Genomic DNA, 21445 nt, shown 5'->3' on the forward strand with positions numbered 1-21445 from the left:
AAGGACGACAGTTGAAATATAATATTTAGGCTACGTGTTCACGTATCTTGATAAACATCTTCAAACAAAACAGGTTCTTTCTGAATTCATTCCTGCGCTTCATGGCCAGGAAATAGGATTTATACTTAAAGAACAATACCATCCTGTTCCAACTGTCTCTAAAGCCTGTACTAGCATAGCTTTCATAGAGAGAAGTTAGCACTGCCGCTTCTTTCTTATGCTCACTGTCGCAGTGATCAGCAAATATCTTCAATCGCTCCCTCGCCTCTCGAATCTTTACTTCCTGACTCTTCTTATGTTGTGTTACATTATAACTATGCTGACGCCATTTGACCATGGCTTTATCATAATAAACAATGGTACCAAAGAAGGTGGCTTTAAAAGCTAACCAGAGATCATAGGGCATTTCTACCGGAAACGGGATACTCGCCATTACTACTTCTCTTTTCGCGATGAGCGCATGCCCACCCACACAGTTGTCTGTCGCAAAATAAAGTGGATTATCCAGTGATTGCAGACGTTTTAAGCTATTATGGGTAATACCCAGGCTATTTAACCCGTCATCCACCATTGCAGAATCGTGGTAGATCATAGGATTATCCCCAATGTGATCCATGGAAAGCTGGATTTTATCCAGGTCCCAGACATCATCTTGGTCTGAATAGGATATATAATCTCCCTTCGCCAGTTGACTCACCTTTTCAAAGTTCTTGATATATCCCAAGTTAGATTCGTTCTTGTATATTTTCAGTTGTGGATAACGAGCGGCATATTCTTCCAGTATAGACCAGGTACCATCTTTGCTACAGTCATCCAGTACAATAATTTCAAGGTTAGGGTAAGTTTGGTTCACCAGTGAATCCAGTTGAGGTCGTAGAAACCTTTCTCCGTTGTAAGTTGCAGCAACAATTGATACGAGTGGCTTATTTCCGTCGGCAGTAACCATATCAGGTTTATATGTATATTAATTGATTTTTGCATAGCAAATGTAGCAAAAGGATTTTCTATCTTTCAGTTTGATCTTAACAACTCGATTATGAATAAACGCCTCATTTGGTATCCAGTGATCCTTGGTGTCTTTGGAGCCTTGATTGCTTTTGTACTGAGTAAAGGGCAGGCGCTGCCGGTAAAACAGGCTGTAAATTCCACTGTAAACCCCGCAGTATTGCTCACCTCCAGCGACTCCTGGCTTAGATACCTGGATAACTTCAAGCATCCGCTGAGTTTGCTGTTATTACAAATTGTTGTCATCATGCTGGCTGCCCGTCTGTTTGGTAAGCTGGCCAATATGATACGTCAACCGTCTGTAGTAGGCGAAATCATTGCCGGGGTATTATTAGGACCTTCTCTCCTAGGTTGGATAACTCCATCTTTTTCTGCTTTCCTCTTCCCTGCCGAATCCTTGAAAAGCCTCCAATTCCTCAGCCAGATAGGACTTGCGTTCTTCATGTTTATCGTAGGTATGGAACTGGATCTGAATAAAATCAAGAATAAAGCGCATGATGCGGTCATGATCAGTCATGCCAGCATTGTAGTGCCTTTCTTCTTGGGCGTAGGACTCGCCTATTTCATTTTTGAATCCTTCGCTCCTGCCAATGTAAGTTTCATCGCATTTGCACTGTTTATGGGTATTGCCATGAGTATTACGGCATTCCCAGTGCTGGCAAGGATTGTACAGGAAAGAAAACTGACAGGTACCCCGCTCGGTATCCTCGCTATCACCTGTGCGGCTGCGGATGATATTACGGCATGGTGTATCCTGGCGGTGGTAGTAGCCATTGCTAAAGCCTCTGGTTTAGCCACTGCCGCTATTACTATCGCGCTGGCCATCGTATTCGTTACTGTAATGATTATGTTAGTGAGACCCTGGCTCAAGAGGGCAATTCAGTCACAATTAGATAAGGGTCATGAAAAAGGTGCAGCAGGTTTTGTTTTCTTCACATTGCTCCTTTCTGCATGGATGGCGGAAGTAATTGGTATCCACGCACTATTCGGCGCATTCCTTGCCGGCGCTATCATGCCTGCACAAGAAACAATTCGTAAAATCTTCACTGATAAACTGGAAGATGTTTCTGTATTGATTCTCCTGCCAATCTTCTTTGCATTTACTGGTTTGCGTACCCATATAGGTCTGCTCTCCCAAGGCCATCTCTGGGCTGCTTTTGGTATGATTATGTTGGTGGCTGTAGGTGGCAAATTTGGTGGTAGTGCGGTAACTGCCCGATTAATGGGTCAAACCTGGCGCCAGTCGGTTGCTGTTGGTGCATTGATGAATACACGTGGACTGATGGAACTGGTGGTATTGAATATTGGTTATGATTTGGGCATCCTTTCTCCAGAAATCTTTGCGATGTTGGTTTTGATGGCCCTGGCCACTACCTTCATGACAGGTCCGCTGTTAGATCTGGTAGAGATGTCTGAAAGGAGACATCATAAAGCAGTTGCTGCATAGGTTACTTTAGAAGTTGTTTATCTAATGTTCCAGCCTTGCGGGCTAGAACATTAGAAATGAAAAGGGAGAAGCCGGTGATGGTCACCGGCTTCTCCCTTTTCATTTCTTACGGTATTGGCTTTAAAGGAATCAGTTTAGCTGCTGGCAATTTTATTTCAGCCTCGCAGACTGGAATAATAGAAATGAAAAAGAAACCCGTCTAGCTAATGGCAATTTATTTCAGCCTCGCAGACTGGAACAATAGAAATGAAATAGGAATCAGTTTGGCTACTGACAGTTCTGTTCCAGCCCTGTGGGCTGGAACAGAAGATATAAAAACGAAGAAGCCGACGATTATCGCCGGCTTCTTCATTTTATATCTTACACTTAAACAGATTAGTGTTTTTTGTGTGATTTCTTTTTACCGTTAGATTTTTTAGCGCCGTAGTGATGTTTCTTTTTGCTGCTATGTGATGCCTTTTTAGCTACAGGTGCTTTAGATGGAGCAGCTTTAGTTTCTGGCATTTTAGCAGGAGTAGGAAATTTGGATTTATCCACACCTACTGCTTTATCATCGAGAGACATTTGTACAGACTCTTTCAGGATTTCTTCCTTATCTGCCATGAACTGCTTCATTTTATCTTTTGGAATGCGCAGGTCATAAGCATTTGCTGGAGAAGCCATTGCTTTGGCAAATCCAGGATTCAGGCGATCCAGGGAAGGAACATCTATATCCAGGGTTTTAGCGATTGCTTCCAGTCGGTATTTACCGGTAACGTTGATTTCAACAGTATTATAGATCTCTTCTTCTGTGAGTGGGCCTCTTGCAACACCAATAATAGAAGGAGTATTATCTGCAGTGTTATTTACTGATACAGCTTTGTTATCATCCATGCTTACACCGAAGAAGTTGTTGAATCGGTCGAGGATGTAACCGGTAGCGATGAATTTATATACGTGGTTACGGGATTCAGCAGGCAGGAAATACTGCATGCCCCAGAAGTCTTCACGACCGCTGGCTTTCATAGCACGTTGTACACCACCAGCGCCGCAGTTATAAGCAGCTACTACCAGCAGCCAGTCGCCGAACTGATCATACAGTTGGTTCAGGTATTGAGCTGCTGCGAGGGTGGATTTATAGAAGTCTTTTCTTTCGTCTACTTTTTTACCTACGCTCAGACCGAAAATGCGGGCGGTACCGGCCATAAACTGCCATGCACCTACGGCACCTACTCTGGAGCGGGCGTTGGTATTAAAGCTAGATTCAATTACCGCGAGGTATTTCATTTCCTCAGGGATACCGTGTTCACGGAAGATTTTCTCCACCATGGCGAAGTAGGGTTGACCTCTTTCGATCATGACTTGGAGATGCTGACTATACCGGGTGGCGTAGTTATTCACATAACCAGCAACCAGGTTGTTGTTAATTTGTTCATACACTTTCGCATTGCGAATAGTGTTTGGCAAGCTTTGAGCTGCCTTCTTTACCGCAATAGAAGTAGGAGTAGCGTGATCGGCCGTATCTTTAGGCAACTTCACTTTAACCTTGGCATGCGCCAATACACCAGTGTCGGCCACCGCGACTACTGCGATGCCGTTCTCTTTAGGTATGCCGTTGCTACCTGCTCTCACTTTCCCCAAACTCAATGCTGGCAACAGCGTAAGTAAAAAGATTTTTTTCATACAATTTATTTTAAACAGTCGCTACCTGTTTGCTATCCATCAACTGATGGGCAATATTTAACAGGTTCGCCTCGTCAAACTTCTTTGTAATGATCTGCACACCAAATGGCATCCCGTTCGAATGCCTACCTATGGGGACGGATATTGCCGGAACCCCTACCAAATTCGCTAATACCGTATAAATATCGGCTAGGTACATAGCTATAGGGTCATCTGATTTTTCCCCTAATTTAAATGCCGTTGAAGGCACAGTTGGCATTAGTATGGCGTCGTACTGATCTAATATCTGGTTCAATTTATCAGCAACCAAACGTCTAACTTGTTGAGCTTTAGTATAGTAGGCGTCATAATAGCCTGAACTTAGTACAAAAGTCCCGAGTAAGATACGTCTTTTTACCTCTTTACCAAAACCCTCAGATCTACTTTTTTTGTAGAAATCGGTCAGTTCGAGGTTTTCTTGCTGCGTTCTGTGGCCAAATTTCACACCGTCATAACGCGACAGGTTACTGGATGCTTCGGCCGTTGTCAGGACATAATACGCTGGTACAATGTAATCGATCAAATCAAATCCACTGCCCGAAACGGTATGGCCTTTATCTACCAATGATTCAAAGAAATCTATATAAGCAGTCCTCATTTCCGGGTCCAATCCATCATGGTATTGTGCATCTCTTAAATACGCAAAATTCCAGGATTTATTGTTTACCGGACTGATTTGATAATCAGGAACTTCCTTTTGGGAGGCTGTACTATCGAACTCATCCGGACCCGCTATTGTCTGTAGAACTGCCGCCACATCGGCAATATCCTTGCCAAAAATCCCTATTTGGTCAAAAGATGACGCGTAGGCGATTAAACCATATCGGGAGATTCTACCGTAGGTTGGTTTAAGTCCTACAATCCCACAGAAATCGGCTGGTTGGCGAACGGAACCTCCGGTATCGGAGCCGAGACTCACCAGGCAAAGATCTGCTTGTACTGCCACTGCGGAACCTCCAGAGGAACCACCTGGTACACGGGAAGTATCCAGTGCATTCAGCGTGGGACCGAAAGCCGAGTTTTCATTGGTAGAACCCATAGCAAACTCATCGCAGTTCAGATTACCGATAATAATTGCATCTGCCGCTAACAGTCGTTCTACTGCTGTGGCAGAGTATAATGATGTAAACCCTTCCAGTATCCTGGAAGCGGCACTTACATTATGGCCTTTGTAGCAAATAACATCTTTAATACCTATCACCACTCCTGCTAGAGGCCCTACTTCCTGACCGTTTTTGATACGTTCATCCAGTTGACGGGCTGTCTCCAGCGCTTCCTCTTCATAAACCTCCAGAAAGGCATTCAAGTGTTTTAGCCCCTGTATGCGTTGAAGATACTGACGTACCGTTCCCGCACAGGTTATGCTGCCGGCGTATAATGCTTCATGGAAAGACTTTATACTGCTGAATTCAGACAATGCTAAACCAGTTAAATTATATTATGATTGATAAGCTTGTACGTGTACAACCTCGGCCATTAAGCCTTTACGTTCGTATCGGTTGTAGAGGATTGAGTTGGAGCGGCAGGCTTTTCTCTCATGCCCTCCTCAATTTCCTGGCGTACGTTGTTTTTGGCGTCATTAAACTCACGGATACCTTTACCCAGGCCACGCATGAGTTCAGGGATTTTCTTACCACCAAACAGCAGCAATACAACGATAGCAATCAGCAGCAATTCAGAGCCACCAACGTCAGAAAGGAATAAAAAGGTAGATTTCGCGAATACAGCAGTCATCTTCGAGTATTTAATTTTAAGTCTACAAAGATAATCGATAAAATCCGCTTTTTCACCCCTGGGTTTGCTCTCTAGGGATATTTAAGAGCATTTTAATGAAATGCAAAAAAAGCGGGACCGGTAAGGCCCCGCTTATTACTAATTTCCCTGTATTTTATACTAAACCCTTTTTTCTTTAATACGGGCAGCTTTACCAGCACGCTCGCGCAGGTAGTACAATTTCGCTCTTCTAACTTTACCCACCTTGTTTAACACGATAGAATCGATGTTAGGAGAGTAGAGTGGAAACAACCTTTCCACACCAATACCGTCAGAAATTTTTCTAACAGTGAAGGAAGCGGTAAAACCTGTACCCTGGATTTTAACCACATCACCTTTAAAGGACTGAATCCTTTCTTTATTACCTTCCACGATTTTATAATTGACAGTGACGTTGTCGCCTGCTTTAAACTTCGGGTACTGTTTTTTTGCTGTCAGTTGCTCGTGAACAAACGAAATTGCGTTCATCTTTCAAATATTTATGGGAGTGCAAAAGTAAGTCAAGAAATAGCATTTACCAAATTAATACTGAATAATTTCGGCAAAATCATCAAAATACCTTCTGACTAATATCTAATCAATTAATTTACAACAAATCAGGGCGTCTGGCCTTGGTTCTATCCAATGCCTCTTGATGACGCCATTCATCAATTTTGCGGTGGTCACCGCTCAATAATACATCCGGAACTTTCCATCCGCGGAACTCCACCGGGCGTGTATACACCGGAGGCGCCAACAGATTGTCCTGGAAAGAGTCAAATAAAGCGCTGGTTTCATCATTCAGTACCCCCGGCAGTAATCGCCCGATGGCATCCACCAGTACGGCCGCACCCAGCTCACCGCCAGAAAGCACGTAATCCCCGATGGAAATCTCCTTCGTAATGAAATGATCCCGGATGCGCTGGTCTATGCCTTTGTAATGCCCGCAGAGGATCATCAGATTCCCTTTCATGGAAAGCTGGTTCGCCATTCGCTGGTTCAGTGTCTCCCCATCTGGTGTCATATAAATTATTTCATCATACGTCACCTTTGCCTGTAGGGATTCAATACAATTGACAATAGGTTCCAGCATCATGACCATGCCTGCTCCACCACCAAACTGGTAATCATCCACCTGCTGATGTTTTAGGGAAGAATATTCCCTCAATGGATGCAGATGCACCTCCAGCAGTTCTTTGGCCTGTGCGCGCTTCATAATACTGTGGGAAAGCGGACTTTCCAGCAGCTCAGGAAGCACAGTTATAATATCAATTCGCATAATGCCGGTTTTGTGCCCTTTATCCAGTTGCACCCTGGTTTATTCTCAGCCAGTATACAGCTCCACCAAACCTTCTGGCAGGTCTACGTATACCACCTGGTTTTTCTTGTCCATTTTCACGAGTGATTGCTCGTTGATAGGCAGCAGGGCTTCTTTTCCGCTAATCTGCACTTTAACCAATACCTGCATAGGCATTTCAATCACTTCTTCAATCTGGCCCAAAGTGCCATGGTGGGCATCCTCTACCGTGTATCCCAGCAGGGCCAACGGAGCAGAAGAGGCCGTTTGTTCCTTAAAATCTGCCTCCTGGAGATATATTTGTCCTGGAAGCAGTTTCTGTGCCGCCTCCTTGGTATCTATACCATCCAGTTTCAGGTAGAGATGATCGATGTTCTTGACCTTCACCTCTTTAATAAAGTAAGGAATAAAGCTGTTTTTACGCTCTTCCAGGAACACCGCTTCTACCCCTTTCAGCGCAGAACGTTTACCCAGACTGTGTTTCACAAGGATTTCCCCCTGCAGGCCGTGAGCGGACAACAGTTTACCTATACTGAAGTAATTACTCATAATTGGAAATTAAAAAAGGAAATATTTGCAGTGCAAATATTTCCTTTTCAGGTATTTGTTAAAACGTTGCCGTTTTATGCTTCTGTACCTTCACCTTCTGCAGTTGGAGCAGCAGGAGTATCTTCTACTTTTCTAACGATAGGTGCAGCAAGTTTAGACTTTCTGTGACCTTCGCGGCGGGCAGAAACTTTCTGTTCGTGTTCAGCTTGCCATTGAGCGAATTTTTGGTACGCTGTAGGCTCGTCGAACAGTCCCAGGGTAACACCTCTTAAAAGATGTTTCAAATACAATACACCTTTGAAAGAGAGGATTCTTCTAACAGTGTCGGTAGGCTGAGCACCTTTCTGTAACCAACGCAATGCTTTTTCAGTATCGATGTTGATTGAAGCAGGTACAGTCAGTGGATTGTAAGTACCGATTTTCTGGATGAATTTACCATCTCTTGGAGCGCGAGCGTCAGCTACTACGATAAAGTAGAAAGGTCTCTTCTTCGCGCCATGTCTTTGCAGTCTGATTTTTACTGGCATAAATAAGTCGAGTTATTTTTTGCGAGTTAGGAAATATTGTTTAATTAGGGATGCAAATGTAAACTTCTAATTGATATTTACAAAATTATTTTATATAACTCCAAATTATCGTTTCATCATTCCTTTCAAACCTCTACCACCAGCGCCGAATTTGTTCATCATTTTCATCATTTGGCGCATTTGTTCGAACTGTTTCATGAACTGATTCACGTCTTGGATATTTTTACCGCTACCGGCTGCAATACGCTTACGGCGGCTACCATCGATCAAATCTGGATCCCCTCTTTCGGCTGGGGTCATGGAGTTGATCATGGCTTCAATGCCTTTGAAGGCATCATCGCTGATATCGATATCCTTGATAGCCTTACCAACCCCAGGAATCATGCCCATCAGGTCTTTCAGGTTACCCATTTTCTTGATTTGCTGGAGCTGTTCGCGGAAATCGTCGAAATCGAACTGATTTTGGCGGATTTTCTTCTCCAGTTTTTTGGCTTGTTCCTCATCGAACTGTGCCTGTGCACGTTCTACCAGGGTGGTGATATCACCCATTCCGAGGATACGTTGCGCCATACGTTCAGGGTAGAAAACATCGAGGGTATCGAGTTTTTCACCCATAGAGACGAACTTAATCGGTTTTTCAACGGTGTACTTGATCGTCAGGGCGGCACCACCACGGGTATCACCGTCCAGTTTGGTCAGTACCACACCGCTAAAGTCCAGGCGCTCATTGAACGCTTTGGCTGTGTTTACCGCATCCTGACCGGTCATGGAATCCACTACAAAGAGGATTTCATGCGGTTTAACGGCAGCTTTTACGTTGGCTACTTCGGTCATCATCACTTCATCCACGGCCAGACGACCGGCAGTATCGATGATGATGATATTGTTTCCTTGTGCTTTTGCGTGTTTAACAGCGTTTTCAGCGATCTGAACAGCATTTTTGTTTTCAGGCTCACTGTAAACTTCCACCTCAATCTGTTCTCCCAGCACTTTCAGTTGGTCGATCGCTGCTGGACGGTAAATATCCGCTGCTACCAGCAGGGGCTTTTTACCTTTCTTGGTTTTCAGGTAGTTAGCCAGTTTTCCGGAGAAAGTGGTTTTACCAGAACCTTGCAAACCTGCGATCAGAACGATAGTAGGATTATTTTTAATATCAAATTCAGCTTCGGTGCCGCCCATGAGGTCGGCGAGTTCGTCTTTAACGATTTTCACCATGAGCTGACCAGGAGAGATAGCTGTAATAACTTTTTCTCCCAGGGCTTTATCTTTTACTCTATCGGTAAATTCCTTTGCGATCTTGAAGTTCACATCCGCATCCACCAGTGCACGGCGGATTTCCTTAACCGTGGATGCCACATTTATTTCCGAGATACGGCCTTCACCCTTAAGTTGTTTAAACGCGGAGTCGAGCCGCTCTGAAAGTGATTCAAACATTGTCGGTATTTTAAACGGATGGCAAATGTAGTGATTTTTGCTTGTAGTTTCTCGCAAAGGCGCAAAGGAAGGCGCAAAGGCGCGATTTCAGCGGTTGAATCTGTAAAACACACGGTAAATGGCTTATTTGCGGCTTTGCTCCTTCGCGCACTTTGCGAGAAAAAAAGACCCGTCTGGCTCCTGCCGGACGGGTCTGTAGGAAAAAAGTTTATGTAGATCAGCTTCCCAGGTAGTTGCGGAGCAGTTTACTGCGGGAAGTGGTTCTAAGTTTAGTGATGGCTTTATCCTTGATCTGGCGAACGCGTTCGCGGGTCAGGCCAAATTTTTCTCCGATATCTTCCAGTGACATAGGATGTTCTACGGCGATACCGAAATACAGCATAATCACATCTTTTTGTCTGTCTGTCAGTGTAGAGAGGGAGCGTTCAATTTCCCGACGGAGGGAGTCGTGGTGATCCAGCTCTTCATCTGCGCTCACCGCATTTGGATTTTCCAGTACATCGAGAAGGGAGTTATCTTCCCCATCGATGAAAGGTGCATCCATGGATACGTGACGGGCAGCAACGCCGAGGGTGGCTTCTACTTCGTCTGTATTAATTTCCAGGATGGTGGCAAGTTCGTCGGGAGAAGGCTCTCTTTCGAATTCTTGTTCCAACTGTGAATACGCTTTACTGATTTTGTTGCTCAGGCCCACTTTATTGAGGGGCAGACGCACGATTCTGGACTGTTCAGCCAAAGCCTGCAGGATGGACTGACGAATCCACCACACTGCATAGGAGATGAATTTAAAACCGCGCGTTTCATCAAAACGTTGAGCAGCCTTAATTAACCCCAGGTTGCCCTCATTGATAAGATCACTGAGAGACAGGCCCTGATTCTGATACTGTTTAGCAACGGACACCACAAAACGCAGGTTTGCTTTGGTAAGCTTCTCCAACGCTCTCTGATCGCCCTGCTTGATGCGGATAGCAAGATTAACCTCTTCCTCCGGCGTGATTAAATCCACTTTCCCAATCTCCTGCAGATACTTTTCCAGGGATTGTGATTCCCTGTTGGTAATGGATTTAGTGATTTTGAGTTGGCGCATTGACATAGAGTCGGAACAGTTACAGGTTAAGAAAAAGTTAAGATTTGATGAATGCCTGACAAAAATAAGTTTTTTTAGATACTACCCAAAAAAATATTGTCGTTTTTAAATCATTTCCAAACAAAATCGATTGATGATTAAGTGCTTGCAAAATTTCGAAAAATTTCACATGGTACAGCTCCTTGTGATTTCACATCCATATATCAAAAAGTTATATTGTTATAATTAGTAATAAATAGAATTTATTTAACGCGTACAAATTTTTCTGGACATAGTTAAAAAAAAACCGTAAATTATTTTGACAGAATAAATAATTTTCTATAATTGCAACCTGATGATATTGATTTACTAATAATTTGAGAGATGTCAAAGAAAGTGCTATACGAGCTGGAATTCCCGGTTAGATGCTCACCCGGTATATTATACGAATTTCTATCTACGCCGGCTGGCTTACAGGAATGGTTTGCAGATAAAGTTGACTTCCGTGATAACGTTTTCTCCTTCTCCTGGAATGGCACTGAAGAAGAAGCTGAAGTGCTGGAACAAGAAGAAGATGAATATATCCGCCTTCACTGGAAACACGCTCCGAAAGAAGAATATTTTGAGTTCCGTATCCAGATTTCAGAAGTAACCAATGAAACTATACTTGTGGTAAAAGATTTCGCGGAGAAGAAAGAAATCAAGGACCAGAGTCAATTGTGGGGATATCAAGTAAAAGATCTCTTCCACAGAATCGGGAACTAATCAGCCTTTGTTGTCAAGTAATGCAAGCAGGGCTGCATAAGCCGCCACTACTTCGTTTTTTACTTCACCCCATTGCGCCAGCGAAAACGGCTTCGCTATCTTAAGGAAATCATGACGATCTGTAACCAACCTCCAGTCTGCTAAACTTATATTCCCTATGGGTTTATAATTCCCTCCTTCAAAATCATGTTCCCAGGGATCATCTCCCAGGTAAACCTGAAAACCATTGGCGGCCAGTACTGACTGGTTATCTGCAATCGTATCCAGAAACCGTTCCTTTACCTTTCCCGCCAAATGAAGGGTACTACTAAAGTAATGCCCCCACCAGAACATGGTTCGGAAAGCAAATACATCCTTGCCCGAAAAATACCTCGGGAAATCCAGCATCACCCATGGTAATTGCCGGTATTGTTCTCCTTTTGATATTTTTGCTGATTGCTGCAACCACGCTGGTTCGAACGCAAAAGCATGATGTGCCTGTGTCTCCTCTAATCCCCGGTGAATGGCTCCCATCATATCCACGACCTTCCCCATCACCCGATTTTTTAGTAATAGTAAGTCGGCACTCATCGCCACCTCCGCCTCGGCTGCGGTTAATTCAAAATTTTCCATATAATTTAACGCGATTTTCAGGTGCAATTGGTGCTCCTTTGTGAATTCGTACTAACTTTACGGTTTAATATAGCATTATCAGTGAAAAAACTCGACAAACTCATTATAAAAACATTTCTGGGACCTTTCGTTGCCACTTTCTTTGTGACGTTGTTTGTTCTGATTATGCAATTTCTCTGGAAGTACATCGATGACCTGGTTGGGAAAGGGCTCGATACTACCGTTATTATTCAGTTGATTGCCTATACCAGTGCCACGCTCGTTACGTTGGCGCTCCCATTAGCCGTATTGCTCTCCTCCATTATGACCTTCGGAAACCTGGGTGAAAGCTTTGAGCTGGTGGCATTAAAATCTTCCGGGATCTCTCTCCTACGCTTCATGCGCCCGCTGCTGATAATTGCTATCTTGATCGCTTACGGAGCGTTTCTTTTTGCTAACTATGTTATTCCCGTAGCCAATCTACAGGCAAAATCCCTCCTTTGGGACATTACCAATGCCAAACCCGCCTTCAACATCAAAGCTGGCGTTTTCTATACAGATATTCCTGGATACACGATTAAAGTAGCCCAGAAAGACAAGGATAACCAAACCATCCATCAGGTACTGATTTTCGACCACTCTACCGGTGGTAGCGGGGATAAAATTATCGCTGCCGAAAAAGGCCAAATGGTACTGACTGCGGATAAACGCTATCTTTATTTCATCCTGGAAAACGGTTGGAGATATGAAGAACGAGGTAACCGCGGATTTACCGTTCCCCAGGATATGATCCGGTTGGGATTTCATAAATACAGTAAAGCCTTTGACCTGAAAGCATTTGCGTTCAGCCGACTGAATATGGATCTGTTCGCTTCTAACCAGCAAATGCTGAATATTCGTCAACTGGATTACGCGATCGACTCCATCAAAAAATTGGAAGATGGCTATGGTAAGGCGATTCACTCTTATGTGAGCAGTCGATATACCTTTTTTAAATGGAAGGATTCTGCCTGGGCAGCCACCGCACCTCCATTGAAAGTGAATGATTTTGAAGATACTATTCCGATGGATCAACGTCGGAATATACTGGAAAGAGCAGAACAGACGACCCGGGATGCCCTTAGTTCATTGGAAACACCGGCGAAAGACTACGAGGATAAACATGGCTCCGTACTAATGTTCAAAGTGGAATGGCAACGTAAATTCACGTTGGCAGCCGCTTGTATAGTAATGTTCTTAATAGGTGCGCCATTGGGGTCAATTATTCGTAAAGGCGGATTGGGTACTCCATTGGTATTTGCGGTTATTTTCTTTGTAATTTTCAATGTATTCTTTATGATTGGGGAGAAAATGGCCAGAAGCGGGGTAATGGAAACCTGGTCTGGTATGTGGCTCTCTAATATTGTTTTGTTGCCAATCGCGGCCTTTTTAATTTATAAAGCCATGAATGATTCGCAGCTTTTCAATAAAGAATTCTATTTTCGCATTATTCAGAAAGTGAAAAAGTTCTTGCAGAGATTTAAGAAGCAACCTACAAATTAAAACCTACAGAATTGAAAACGCTGTTAACACTGTTCAGAAAGAATATCTACTTCTTTCTGCCATTCGTACTATGGGTTGTCATAGGCGGAATTTTACTCGCCAGCTACAGCCAACGTGAATTGTTCCTTAGTATTAACGGGGTACATTCCAACTGGGCGGATGTGCTGGTAACAGGGCTTACCTACCTCGGTGATGGGATCATGTTTAGTGTGATTCTAGTACTGATGTTGGTAATGCAAAGATTCAGACTCTTTTTTATGGGTCTGGGATCTTTCTTGCTGGCTGTACTCATTGTACAGGTAGCAAAACATTATTTTAACGCGCCGCGCCCCATCCTCTATTTTGGTGATGAGGCGAGCACACTTGTTCACACAGTGAAATGGGTAACTGTGCATAGTAGCAACAGTTTCCCATCCGGTCATTCTGCCGGCGCATTTGGAATGTTCTGTTTCCTTGCACTCATTTCTCCGGAAAAGAGGTGGGGTCTCGGTTTCATTCTCCTTGCCCTGGTAGCCGGATATTCAAGAATCTACCTCGCGCAACATTTCTTTGCAGATGTTTACGTGGGTAGTATAGTTGGTACACTCAGTAGTGTTACCGTTTACAGTCTTTTCCGGTTAAGAAACAATACAGTAGCACCGGAACTCTGTCCGGAAGCGGTTCTGAATGCCAACGCACCCGCATAGAAAAATATAGATTTTTATAATGAAATACCTGTTGATTGCCCTATTTGCGGCTTTGTTGTTTATTCCTTTCCTGGGCGCGGTTCACCTGTTTGACTGGGACGAAATAAACTTCGCGGAGGCTGCCCGGGAGATGATTGTCACGCATAATTACAGCCAAGTACAGATTGATTTTCGTCCCTTCTGGGAAAAGCCACCACTGTTTATCTGGATGCAGGTAGGTAGTATGATGATTTTTGGCGTAAATGATTTCGCAGCCCGTTTTCCGAATGCAATCGTAGGTGTTGTTACCTTGTTATCTCTCTATGCCATCGGCAAAAAACATGGCGATTCCAAACTAGGTCTCTGGTGGGTACTCGTTTATGCTGGTTCCTGGTTGCCACACTTTTACTTTAAGTCTGGTATCATTGATCCTACTTTCAACCTGTTTATATTCCTGGCTATCTACTTTGCTTACCGAATTACCCATACAGATAAACCTTTCCGTATGGCTGCTATCAGCGGCTTTATGCTCGGACTGGCTGTACTGACAAAAGGACCTGTTGCCATTCTGGTGGCTATGCTCTGTCTGATAGTATATTGGCTGGTGAATAAAGGACGGATCGCAATCAAATTCTCTCAACTAGGAATGATTGCCTTACTGGCTTGCTTTACTACACTGTTGTGGTTTGGGTATGAAATCCTGGCCCATGGCTGGTGGTTTGTCAATGAATTTGTTAAATACCAGATCAGACTGTTGACTACGGAAGATGCCGGTCACGGTGGACCGTTTTTCTACCACTGGATAGTATTGCTGGTGGGCTGTTTCCCGGCAAGCGTATTCCTCTTTACCTACTTCCAGAAAGGAAAGAAGTCTTCCATCTATAGCAGCGCTCCAGTAGCTCCGGAACTGAAGGATTTCAAGAAATGGATGTGGGTATTATTCTGGGTGGTATTGATTCTTTTCTCGATTGTAAAAACCAAGATAGTTCACTATTCGTCTCTCTGTTATTTCCCACTTACCTTCCTAGCAGCGGTGCAGGTGTACAAACTTGCGGAAGGCAAAATCCGCTTCCGTGGTTGGAACCTGGCGATACTGCTAGTCATCGGTATTGTGTTGGGTATTGCCATCGGTGCGTTGCCACTGGTAGGGATTTATAAAGATCAATTGATTCCTTATATCGGAGATAAATTTGCAGTAGCCAATCTACAAGCAGATGTTCCATGGTCATTGGCAGAATGTGCTTACGGTATCGGCTATATGATAATGGTGATTATCAGCGGTATTTTGCTGGGAAGAAAGAAAATGCAGGAAGGACTAATTACTTTGTTCGTCAGCACGATCATCGCTATACAGGTGACAGTTGTACATTTCGTTCCGAAAGTAGAAGCCTATTCTCAGCGAGCAGCTATCGAATTTTTCGAATCATTCCAAGGCAAGGATGTTTATGTAAAAGCGTTGAGCTATCACAGTTATGCACAGCATTACTACAGTCGTGAAATGCCACATAGTAATCCAAACTATTACAATACAGAGTGGCTGCTGAATGGGAATATCGATAAGCCTGCTTATTTTATTTGTAGGATAACAGATGCGGAACCTTATCTGCAGCATCCTCACTTAGAGAAGATCGGCGAGAAAAATGGCTTTGTCTTTTTCAAAAGAAAATAAAGGATAAAAAATAAAAAGAGTATCAAAAAACCCGGAAGTAACCTCACAGTGAGGTTACTTCCGGGTTTTTATCTTTTACGTTGTCCCTGCCCTGCGGGCAGGGACAACAGGAAGGAAGGTTTTACCTTCATTTTATATCTAAGCTGTGGAACTAAGCCATAGCAGCATGGAATCTTTTCTCCACTTCATTCCAGTTAATCACATTCCAGAAGGCATTGATATAATCTGGACGTTTGTTCTGGTATTTCAGGTAGTAAGCGTGTTCCCATACATCCAAGGCCAGGATGGGCGCACCTACTTCTTTCACGAGGTTCGTCATCAGTGGATTATCCTGGTTAGGTGTATTGAGGATCGCCAGTTTTTTACCTGGTGTAACAATTAGCCACGCCCAACCTGAACCGAATACTGTTTTCGCAGCATCATTGAATTTCTGTTGGAAGGCATCCCAAGAACCGAAATTAGCTGTGATGGCTGCTTTCAATTTCTCTGAAGGAGTTGTTTTGGTAGGGCTGAGCAGGGTCCAGAAGAGAGAGTGATTATAATGGCCTCCAGCATTATTACGTATAGCCTTTTCAGTGGGAGCAGCGGTTACTTTTTTCAGTATCTGCTCCAGGGTCAGGGACGCAAATGGTGTATTGGGGAGGGCATCGTTCAAATTCTTCACATAAGCACCATGGTGCTTGTCGTGATGGATTTCCATGGTCATTTTGTCGATATTAGGCTCCAGTGCATCATAGCCGAAAGGCAGAGGAGGTAATACAAAAGGTGCTTTGGGATCGGCAAAATTGGTTTTCACGGTAGCTGACGATGCAGCCAGGCTTGCAAGCGGTCCACTTAAAACAGCGGCCCCGGCAAGGCCGGTAAGCTTGATAAATTCTCTTTTGTTCATATGAAAAGATTGAATTTGTTTGTGACTGAGCAGATACAAATCTACTTGATAGCAGGTTAAATATTTTATCAAATTTTACACCAGATCATTACAATTTTAAAATCGTTAAAATATTTAAGCGGTCCTATCCTATTGAGAACCAGGGCTCCAGGTGAAATAACCCCTCGCTTTCGGGAAAAATACGGGTTGACTTTATGGATAATTCTGGAAATAATACTATTTTACCATTACCTTCATGTGAAGATGATTTTTTTTAATTTTTTTCAAATAATGATACTATTTATCCCAGGTGCTGCTAACTGCGGAGATAGAAATGTCACCCTTGCTACTATGGCCAACGAAAAAATTATTAAGCATACCCAATGCTTGGATTTGTACCGTTGTTAGTAAGACCGTATCAAAGTTGAAAACAGAAATATGAAAACTATTCCGGTATCGTTCATTTAGCAGTAGAACTAATCCGGCTTTTTCGGGTTATAATAAATAATAAAGCATCCCAGATCAATGCTTAAGGTTAGAGTATTCAAGGCGATAGAGTATCCTGAAGAGTGCCTGCAGTACATTGCAGGGCACAGGAAGGTGCTGGAAGCATATGGTGTAACCAAGGTGACTTCTGCGAACGTTGACTGGATGTACGAGCCTTTTACTTACATTATAACCGTTAGTAATGATGACTATACGAAAATGTATGGTGGGTGCAGAATTCAGTTGGCTGGAGGAAGCGTTCCACTCCCGATTGAATCCGCCATCAATACGATGGATCCAAGAATATTTGATATTGTAAAAAATTTAGCAGCCAGTGGAGGCACCGGTGAGTTCTGTGGGTTATGGAACTCTAGAGAGGTGGCCGGCTGGGGAATTGGTAGTATTGTGCTTTTTCGTGTAGTGAATGCCGTATTAAATCAGTTGCCAGTAACTACGTTTCTTGGTTTCTGTGCACAAACTACTTTCCGCAACAGTATCCGTACCGGATACCAGATTATGACTAATATCGGCAACCAGGGCACCTTCTATTACCCCAAAGAAGACCTCATCGCCACCGCTCTCATTCTGCATGACCCACTGGAACTGAAAAGTGCACATCCAGAAGATCGGGAAAGAATGATGAGTTTGCGTAATAACCCTGTACAGACAATGATCGAGAAAGGCCCCAAAGGCGAAATGCAGGTGGACTACGATTTGCGAATCATGTCTGCAGCCACCAGCGATTTGCCGATGGTAAAACAGTAATAAAATCATGAGCACAACTTTAGCACAGGCTTTAACAGCAGGCTGCCGGAGACGAAACGACAGACAGGTAGAATTTTTTCGCTTACAAGACCCCAACCAGTCGGCCGGACTGGCATCTCTCTTAAAACAACATCCTGAAATACAGGTATTTGATGAATTACCGGCGCAACTTGCCGAACTGATCAAACTTCGACATCCAACAGAACGATTGACAGATGCAGACATCCAAACTAAAGTAACGGACCATTTGGGAAATACTCCTTCCGAAAATTATGGGGTATGGGTATATTATCCTTGGGCTGCCAGATTAGTACATATTTTGGATGAGGTTGAGTTCATTGAATTACGCACTAGCCGTAACCTACAGAAGATTACTCTTGCTGAACGGGAATTACTCCGTCAGAAAAAAATAGGCGTAATTGGGTTGTCTGTAGGGCAGTCGGTGGCACTAACCTTAGCGATTGAACGACTTTGTGGGGAATTGCGCATAGCGGATTTCGACAGATTGGATCTAAGTAATATGAACCGCATCCGGACAGGCGTCCACAATGTGGGGATTTTGAAAACCGTTATTGTAGCGCGGGAAATTGCGGAAATTGATCCATTTTTGCGTGTAATCTGCTTCGATGAGGGCATCACCGATGATAATATAGACCAATTCTTGACGGAAGGTGGAAAACTGGACATACTGGTAGAGGAATGCGATGGCCTGGATATCAAGATACTGGCTCGTCAGCACGCACGAGCACTCCAGATACCGGTATTAATGGACACCAGCGACAGAGGTATGGTAGATGTAGAAAGATTTGATCTACATCCCGATTTACCTATCTTGCATGGAAGAGTACCAGTAACGCTTACCCCTGCAGATGTGAGAACCATGCAGGGACCAGCAAGAATGGCACTTGTAGATAGTATTGTCAATTTCAGCGCGTTATCGGCCAAAATGCAACTTTCCCTCCAGGAAATAGGTAAGACTATTACTACCTGGCCTCAGCTCGCATCTGCGGTTATGCTGGGAGGTGCGGCGATTGGACATGTGTGTCGGGAATTATGTTTGGGTGGCCATATTGAATCAGGCAGATACTACGTAGACCTGGAACAAATTTTCAAACCAACAAAGTGACCTCTATTTAAACAATGCAACACCTGATCCAACCGGTACATAAGAAAATCGTATATCTGTTACTGTTAGTAACATTTTTTCATTTACCAGCTTGGGCAGATACTATCACTATTTCAAATCATTCTCCCATGCAACTGGCCGAATACGGCCAGTTGGAATATTTTCTGGACCCCACTGGTAAGGCCGACTTCAAAGAAATCCTTCACCAGGGCAACTTCCAGAAACTGCAAAAACAGATTCCTAACTTCGGCCTTACAAAAGATGCCATCTGGCTTCGATTTACCGTCGCCAATAAAACCGGGGAAAATGGGCTGCTCTTTAATGTCACCTACCCTATCCTCGACCTGATTGATCTTTATTACCCTGATGAAAAAGGATATTTCCAGATGATTCCAGGCGGAGAGCTACGCCCATGGGAAAAAAGACCTGTCTCGCATCAAAACTTCGTTTACAACATCAGGATACCTAACGGGACCGCACAAACGTTCTATTTCCGGATTCAGAGCAGGGAAGCGATATTAGTACCTATTTACATTGGAACACCCCGCGAAATTTATAACAAACTGTACAATGATGATCTGCTGCTTTCTATTTACATCGGCATCATCCTAGTCATGATCTTCTATAATACCTTCATCTTCTTCTCAGTAAAGGACTGGAGTTACTTCTATTATATCATATACATCGCATTTGTAGGATTGGCGCAGATATGTCTCCATGGCTTCGGCTATCGTTTCTTCTGGCACGATAACATGTTCATTACAGAACAGAGCGTCTTATGGGCAGGGGCATTGTCTGGCATTTCGGTATTGGTGTTTGTGCAAAACTTCCTCCACGTAAAGGAGAAAGCGCCTTGGGCGTATCGGATATTTACCTTGTTTATCGTGGTATATTCCAGCACCTTAGTACTCAGCCTGCTGGGCTATTTCTCCATAGCTTATGCATTGATAGATTTTCTGGCGATTACCGGAGTAAGCTTCATCTTACTGTTTGCCGTATCACAAGCATTCCGACATTCCAAGCCAGCCAGAATTTTTGTACTGGCATGGACGATTTTCATCATAGCTGTTATCGTCTTTGTATTGAAAGATGTAGGCATCATCCCGTATAATATCTTTACCAGCCATATTCTGGTAATCGGATCGGGTATGGAAGTCGTACTGCTGTCCTTTGCGCTGGCAGATAAGATCAATACCTTCAAGGCCGAAAAAGAAGCCTCTCAGGCATTGGCGCTGCAGATATCCAAAGAGAACGAGCAACTGGTAAGGGAACAGAATATTATCTTGGAAGCCAAAGTGCAGGAAAGAACAGAAGAATTACAGAACAGTAACAAGGATCTGAATATAGCGTTGACCGATCTGAAAGATGCACAGACCCGCCTGGTGGAAAAGGAGAAAATGGCTTCTTTGGGTCAACTGACAGCGGGTATTGCACATGAAATCAACAACCCGATCAACTTTGTTACTTCCAATATCAAGCCCTTAAAGCTGGATATAGCAGACCTTCGAACCGTGCTCAATAAATATGAAGCCCTGGCGGAAGCGCCAGATATGAAAGGGGAACTGGCTAATATTGAACAATTCAAGCAGGAAATTGATATAGATTATATACACGAAGAAATTTCTTCCCTCATCAAAGGCATTGAAGATGGCGCCGCCAGAACTGCTGAAATTGTGAAAGGGTTACGCACATTCAGTCGCCTGGATGAGAGCGATGTGAAATCGATCGATATCCATGAAGGATTGGATTCTACATTGGTGCTGTTGAGAAATGGTATACCACCTAACGTGAATATTATCAAGCATTATTCAGAGTTGCCGAAAATTGAATGCTATGCAGGCAAGGTCAACCAGGTATTTATGAATATCCTGAGCAATTCTCTGAATGCGATCAAGAGCAAGAAGGAACAACATAATGAATCAATTACCATTTCAACCAGAAGAGAAGATCCATACGTTGTAATTACTATCCATGATACCGGCATCGGAATGACTGCCGAAGTAAAAGAAAAAATATTTGACCCGTTTTTTACTACAAAGGATGTGGGAGAAGGTACCGGTCTGGGACTTTCAATAGTCTTCAGCATCATTGAAAAACATCGGGGTAAAATTATTGTTAATTCAGCACCGGGAGAGGGTGCAGAATTTATTATATATTTACCTCTGGACCTTTCCAGTCACCTGTAGTATT

The 21445-nt window shown here is 43.5% G+C and carries 20 protein-coding genes; 8 read left to right on the plus strand and 12 right to left on the minus strand.

Going from position 1 to position 21445, the window contains the following annotated elements:
* Positions 1-25 precede the first annotated feature (25 nt).
* Positions 26-946: a glycosyltransferase gene (locus tag JO154_RS16200; RefSeq protein ID WP_291947381.1), complete on the minus strand. Its 921-nt coding sequence runs from the start codon at positions 944-946 to the stop codon at positions 26-28.
* 90 nt (positions 947-1036) lie between these two features.
* Between JO154_RS16200 and JO154_RS16205 the strand changes: the two genes are divergently transcribed.
* Positions 1037-2452, plus strand: coding sequence for a cation:proton antiporter (locus JO154_RS16205; RefSeq protein ID WP_291947383.1), 1416 nt, complete (start codon positions 1037-1039; stop codon positions 2450-2452).
* A gap of 375 nt (positions 2453-2827) precedes the next feature.
* On the opposite strand, the gene JO154_RS16210 is transcribed toward JO154_RS16205, so the two are convergent.
* From JO154_RS16210 to JO154_RS16250, 9 genes are all read right to left on the minus strand, one after another.
* Positions 2828-4114 (minus strand): lytic transglycosylase domain-containing protein, encoded by a 1287-nt coding sequence (locus JO154_RS16210; protein WP_291947385.1) that lies wholly within the window; start codon positions 4112-4114, stop codon positions 2828-2830.
* 10 nt (positions 4115-4124) lie between these two features.
* The gene (gene gatA, locus JO154_RS16215; protein ID WP_291947387.1) at positions 4125-5570 is read right to left on the minus strand and encodes an Asp-tRNA(Asn)/Glu-tRNA(Gln) amidotransferase subunit GatA; all 1446 of its coding nucleotides are present in this window, start codon (positions 5568-5570) and stop codon (positions 4125-4127) included.
* Positions 5571-5629: 59 nt separating this feature from the next.
* Entirely contained in the window at positions 5630-5887 is a 258-nt protein-coding gene (gene tatA / locus JO154_RS16220; protein ID WP_291947389.1) for a twin-arginine translocase TatA/TatE family subunit, read from the minus strand.
* A gap of 159 nt (positions 5888-6046) precedes the next feature.
* The gene (gene rplS, locus JO154_RS16225; protein ID WP_199075188.1) at positions 6047-6394 is read right to left on the minus strand and encodes a 50S ribosomal protein L19; all 348 of its coding nucleotides are present in this window, start codon (positions 6392-6394) and stop codon (positions 6047-6049) included.
* 118 nt (positions 6395-6512) lie between these two features.
* On the minus strand, positions 6513-7184 hold the full coding sequence (gene trmD, locus JO154_RS16230; RefSeq protein WP_291947393.1) for a tRNA (guanosine(37)-N1)-methyltransferase TrmD: 672 nt from the start codon (positions 7182-7184) through the stop codon (positions 6513-6515).
* Positions 7185-7229: 45 nt separating this feature from the next.
* On the minus strand, positions 7230-7751 hold the full coding sequence (rimM, locus tag JO154_RS16235) for a ribosome maturation factor RimM (RefSeq protein WP_291947395.1): 522 nt from the start codon (positions 7749-7751) through the stop codon (positions 7230-7232).
* 74 nt (positions 7752-7825) lie between these two features.
* Positions 7826-8278 carry a 30S ribosomal protein S16 gene (gene rpsP / locus JO154_RS26530; RefSeq protein WP_366935591.1) on the minus strand — a complete coding sequence of 151 codons (453 nt, stop codon included), beginning with the start codon at positions 8276-8278 and terminating at the stop codon, positions 7826-7828.
* A gap of 105 nt (positions 8279-8383) precedes the next feature.
* On the minus strand, positions 8384-9712 hold the full coding sequence (gene ffh, locus JO154_RS16245; protein ID WP_291947397.1) for a signal recognition particle protein: 1329 nt from the start codon (positions 9710-9712) through the stop codon (positions 8384-8386).
* 217 nt (positions 9713-9929) lie between these two features.
* Positions 9930-10799: an RNA polymerase sigma factor RpoD/SigA gene (locus JO154_RS16250; RefSeq protein WP_073083942.1), complete on the minus strand. Its 870-nt coding sequence runs from the start codon at positions 10797-10799 to the stop codon at positions 9930-9932.
* A 363-nt stretch (positions 10800-11162) separates the two neighbouring features.
* Between JO154_RS16250 and JO154_RS16255 the strand changes: the two genes are divergently transcribed.
* Entirely contained in the window at positions 11163-11543 is a 381-nt protein-coding gene (locus JO154_RS16255; RefSeq protein ID WP_291947398.1) for an START-like domain-containing protein, read from the plus strand.
* Here the strand turns inward: JO154_RS16255 and JO154_RS16260 are convergent, their stop codons facing one another.
* Positions 11544-12155 carry a hypothetical protein gene (locus tag JO154_RS16260; protein ID WP_291947400.1) on the minus strand — a complete coding sequence of 204 codons (612 nt, stop codon included), beginning with the start codon at positions 12153-12155 and terminating at the stop codon, positions 11544-11546. It lies immediately after the preceding gene.
* Between the two features lie 81 nt (positions 12156-12236).
* On the opposite strand from JO154_RS16260, the gene JO154_RS16265 reads away from it, so the two are divergent.
* The 3 genes from JO154_RS16265 to JO154_RS16275 are packed head-to-tail and all read left to right on the plus strand — an operon-like array spanning position 12237 to position 16010.
* On the plus strand, positions 12237-13676 hold the full coding sequence (locus JO154_RS16265; protein ID WP_291947402.1) for an LptF/LptG family permease: 1440 nt from the start codon (positions 12237-12239) through the stop codon (positions 13674-13676).
* A gap of 11 nt (positions 13677-13687) precedes the next feature.
* Positions 13688-14362 carry a phosphatase PAP2 family protein gene (locus JO154_RS16270; protein ID WP_291947404.1) on the plus strand — a complete coding sequence of 225 codons (675 nt, stop codon included), beginning with the start codon at positions 13688-13690 and terminating at the stop codon, positions 14360-14362.
* 19 nt (positions 14363-14381) lie between these two features.
* On the plus strand, positions 14382-16010 hold the full coding sequence (locus tag JO154_RS16275) for a glycosyltransferase family 39 protein (protein ID WP_291947406.1): 1629 nt from the start codon (positions 14382-14384) through the stop codon (positions 16008-16010).
* 151 nt (positions 16011-16161) lie between these two features.
* On the opposite strand, the gene JO154_RS16280 is transcribed toward JO154_RS16275, so the two are convergent.
* Positions 16162-16899, minus strand: a complete 738-nt coding sequence (locus JO154_RS16280; RefSeq protein ID WP_291947408.1) for a superoxide dismutase — start codon at positions 16897-16899, stop codon at positions 16162-16164.
* A gap of 504 nt (positions 16900-17403) precedes the next feature.
* Here JO154_RS16280 and JO154_RS16285 point away from each other — a divergent pair.
* From JO154_RS16285 to JO154_RS16295, 3 genes are read left to right on the plus strand one after another with little or no spacing between them, the layout of a single operon-like run.
* Positions 17404-18129, plus strand: a complete 726-nt coding sequence (locus JO154_RS16285; protein WP_291947410.1) for a hypothetical protein — start codon at positions 17404-17406, stop codon at positions 18127-18129.
* A 7-nt stretch (positions 18130-18136) separates the two neighbouring features.
* Positions 18137-19255 carry a ThiF family adenylyltransferase gene (locus tag JO154_RS16290; protein WP_291947412.1) on the plus strand — a complete coding sequence of 373 codons (1119 nt, stop codon included), beginning with the start codon at positions 18137-18139 and terminating at the stop codon, positions 19253-19255.
* A gap of 14 nt (positions 19256-19269) precedes the next feature.
* Positions 19270-21441 (plus strand): 7TM diverse intracellular signaling domain-containing protein, encoded by a 2172-nt coding sequence (locus tag JO154_RS16295; protein WP_291947414.1) that lies wholly within the window; start codon positions 19270-19272, stop codon positions 21439-21441.
* Positions 21442-21445: the final 4 nt, after the last annotated feature.

This window comes from Chitinophaga sp. (assembly GCF_019236475.1).
Taxonomy (GTDB): Bacteria; Bacteroidota; Bacteroidia; order Chitinophagales; family Chitinophagaceae; genus Chitinophaga.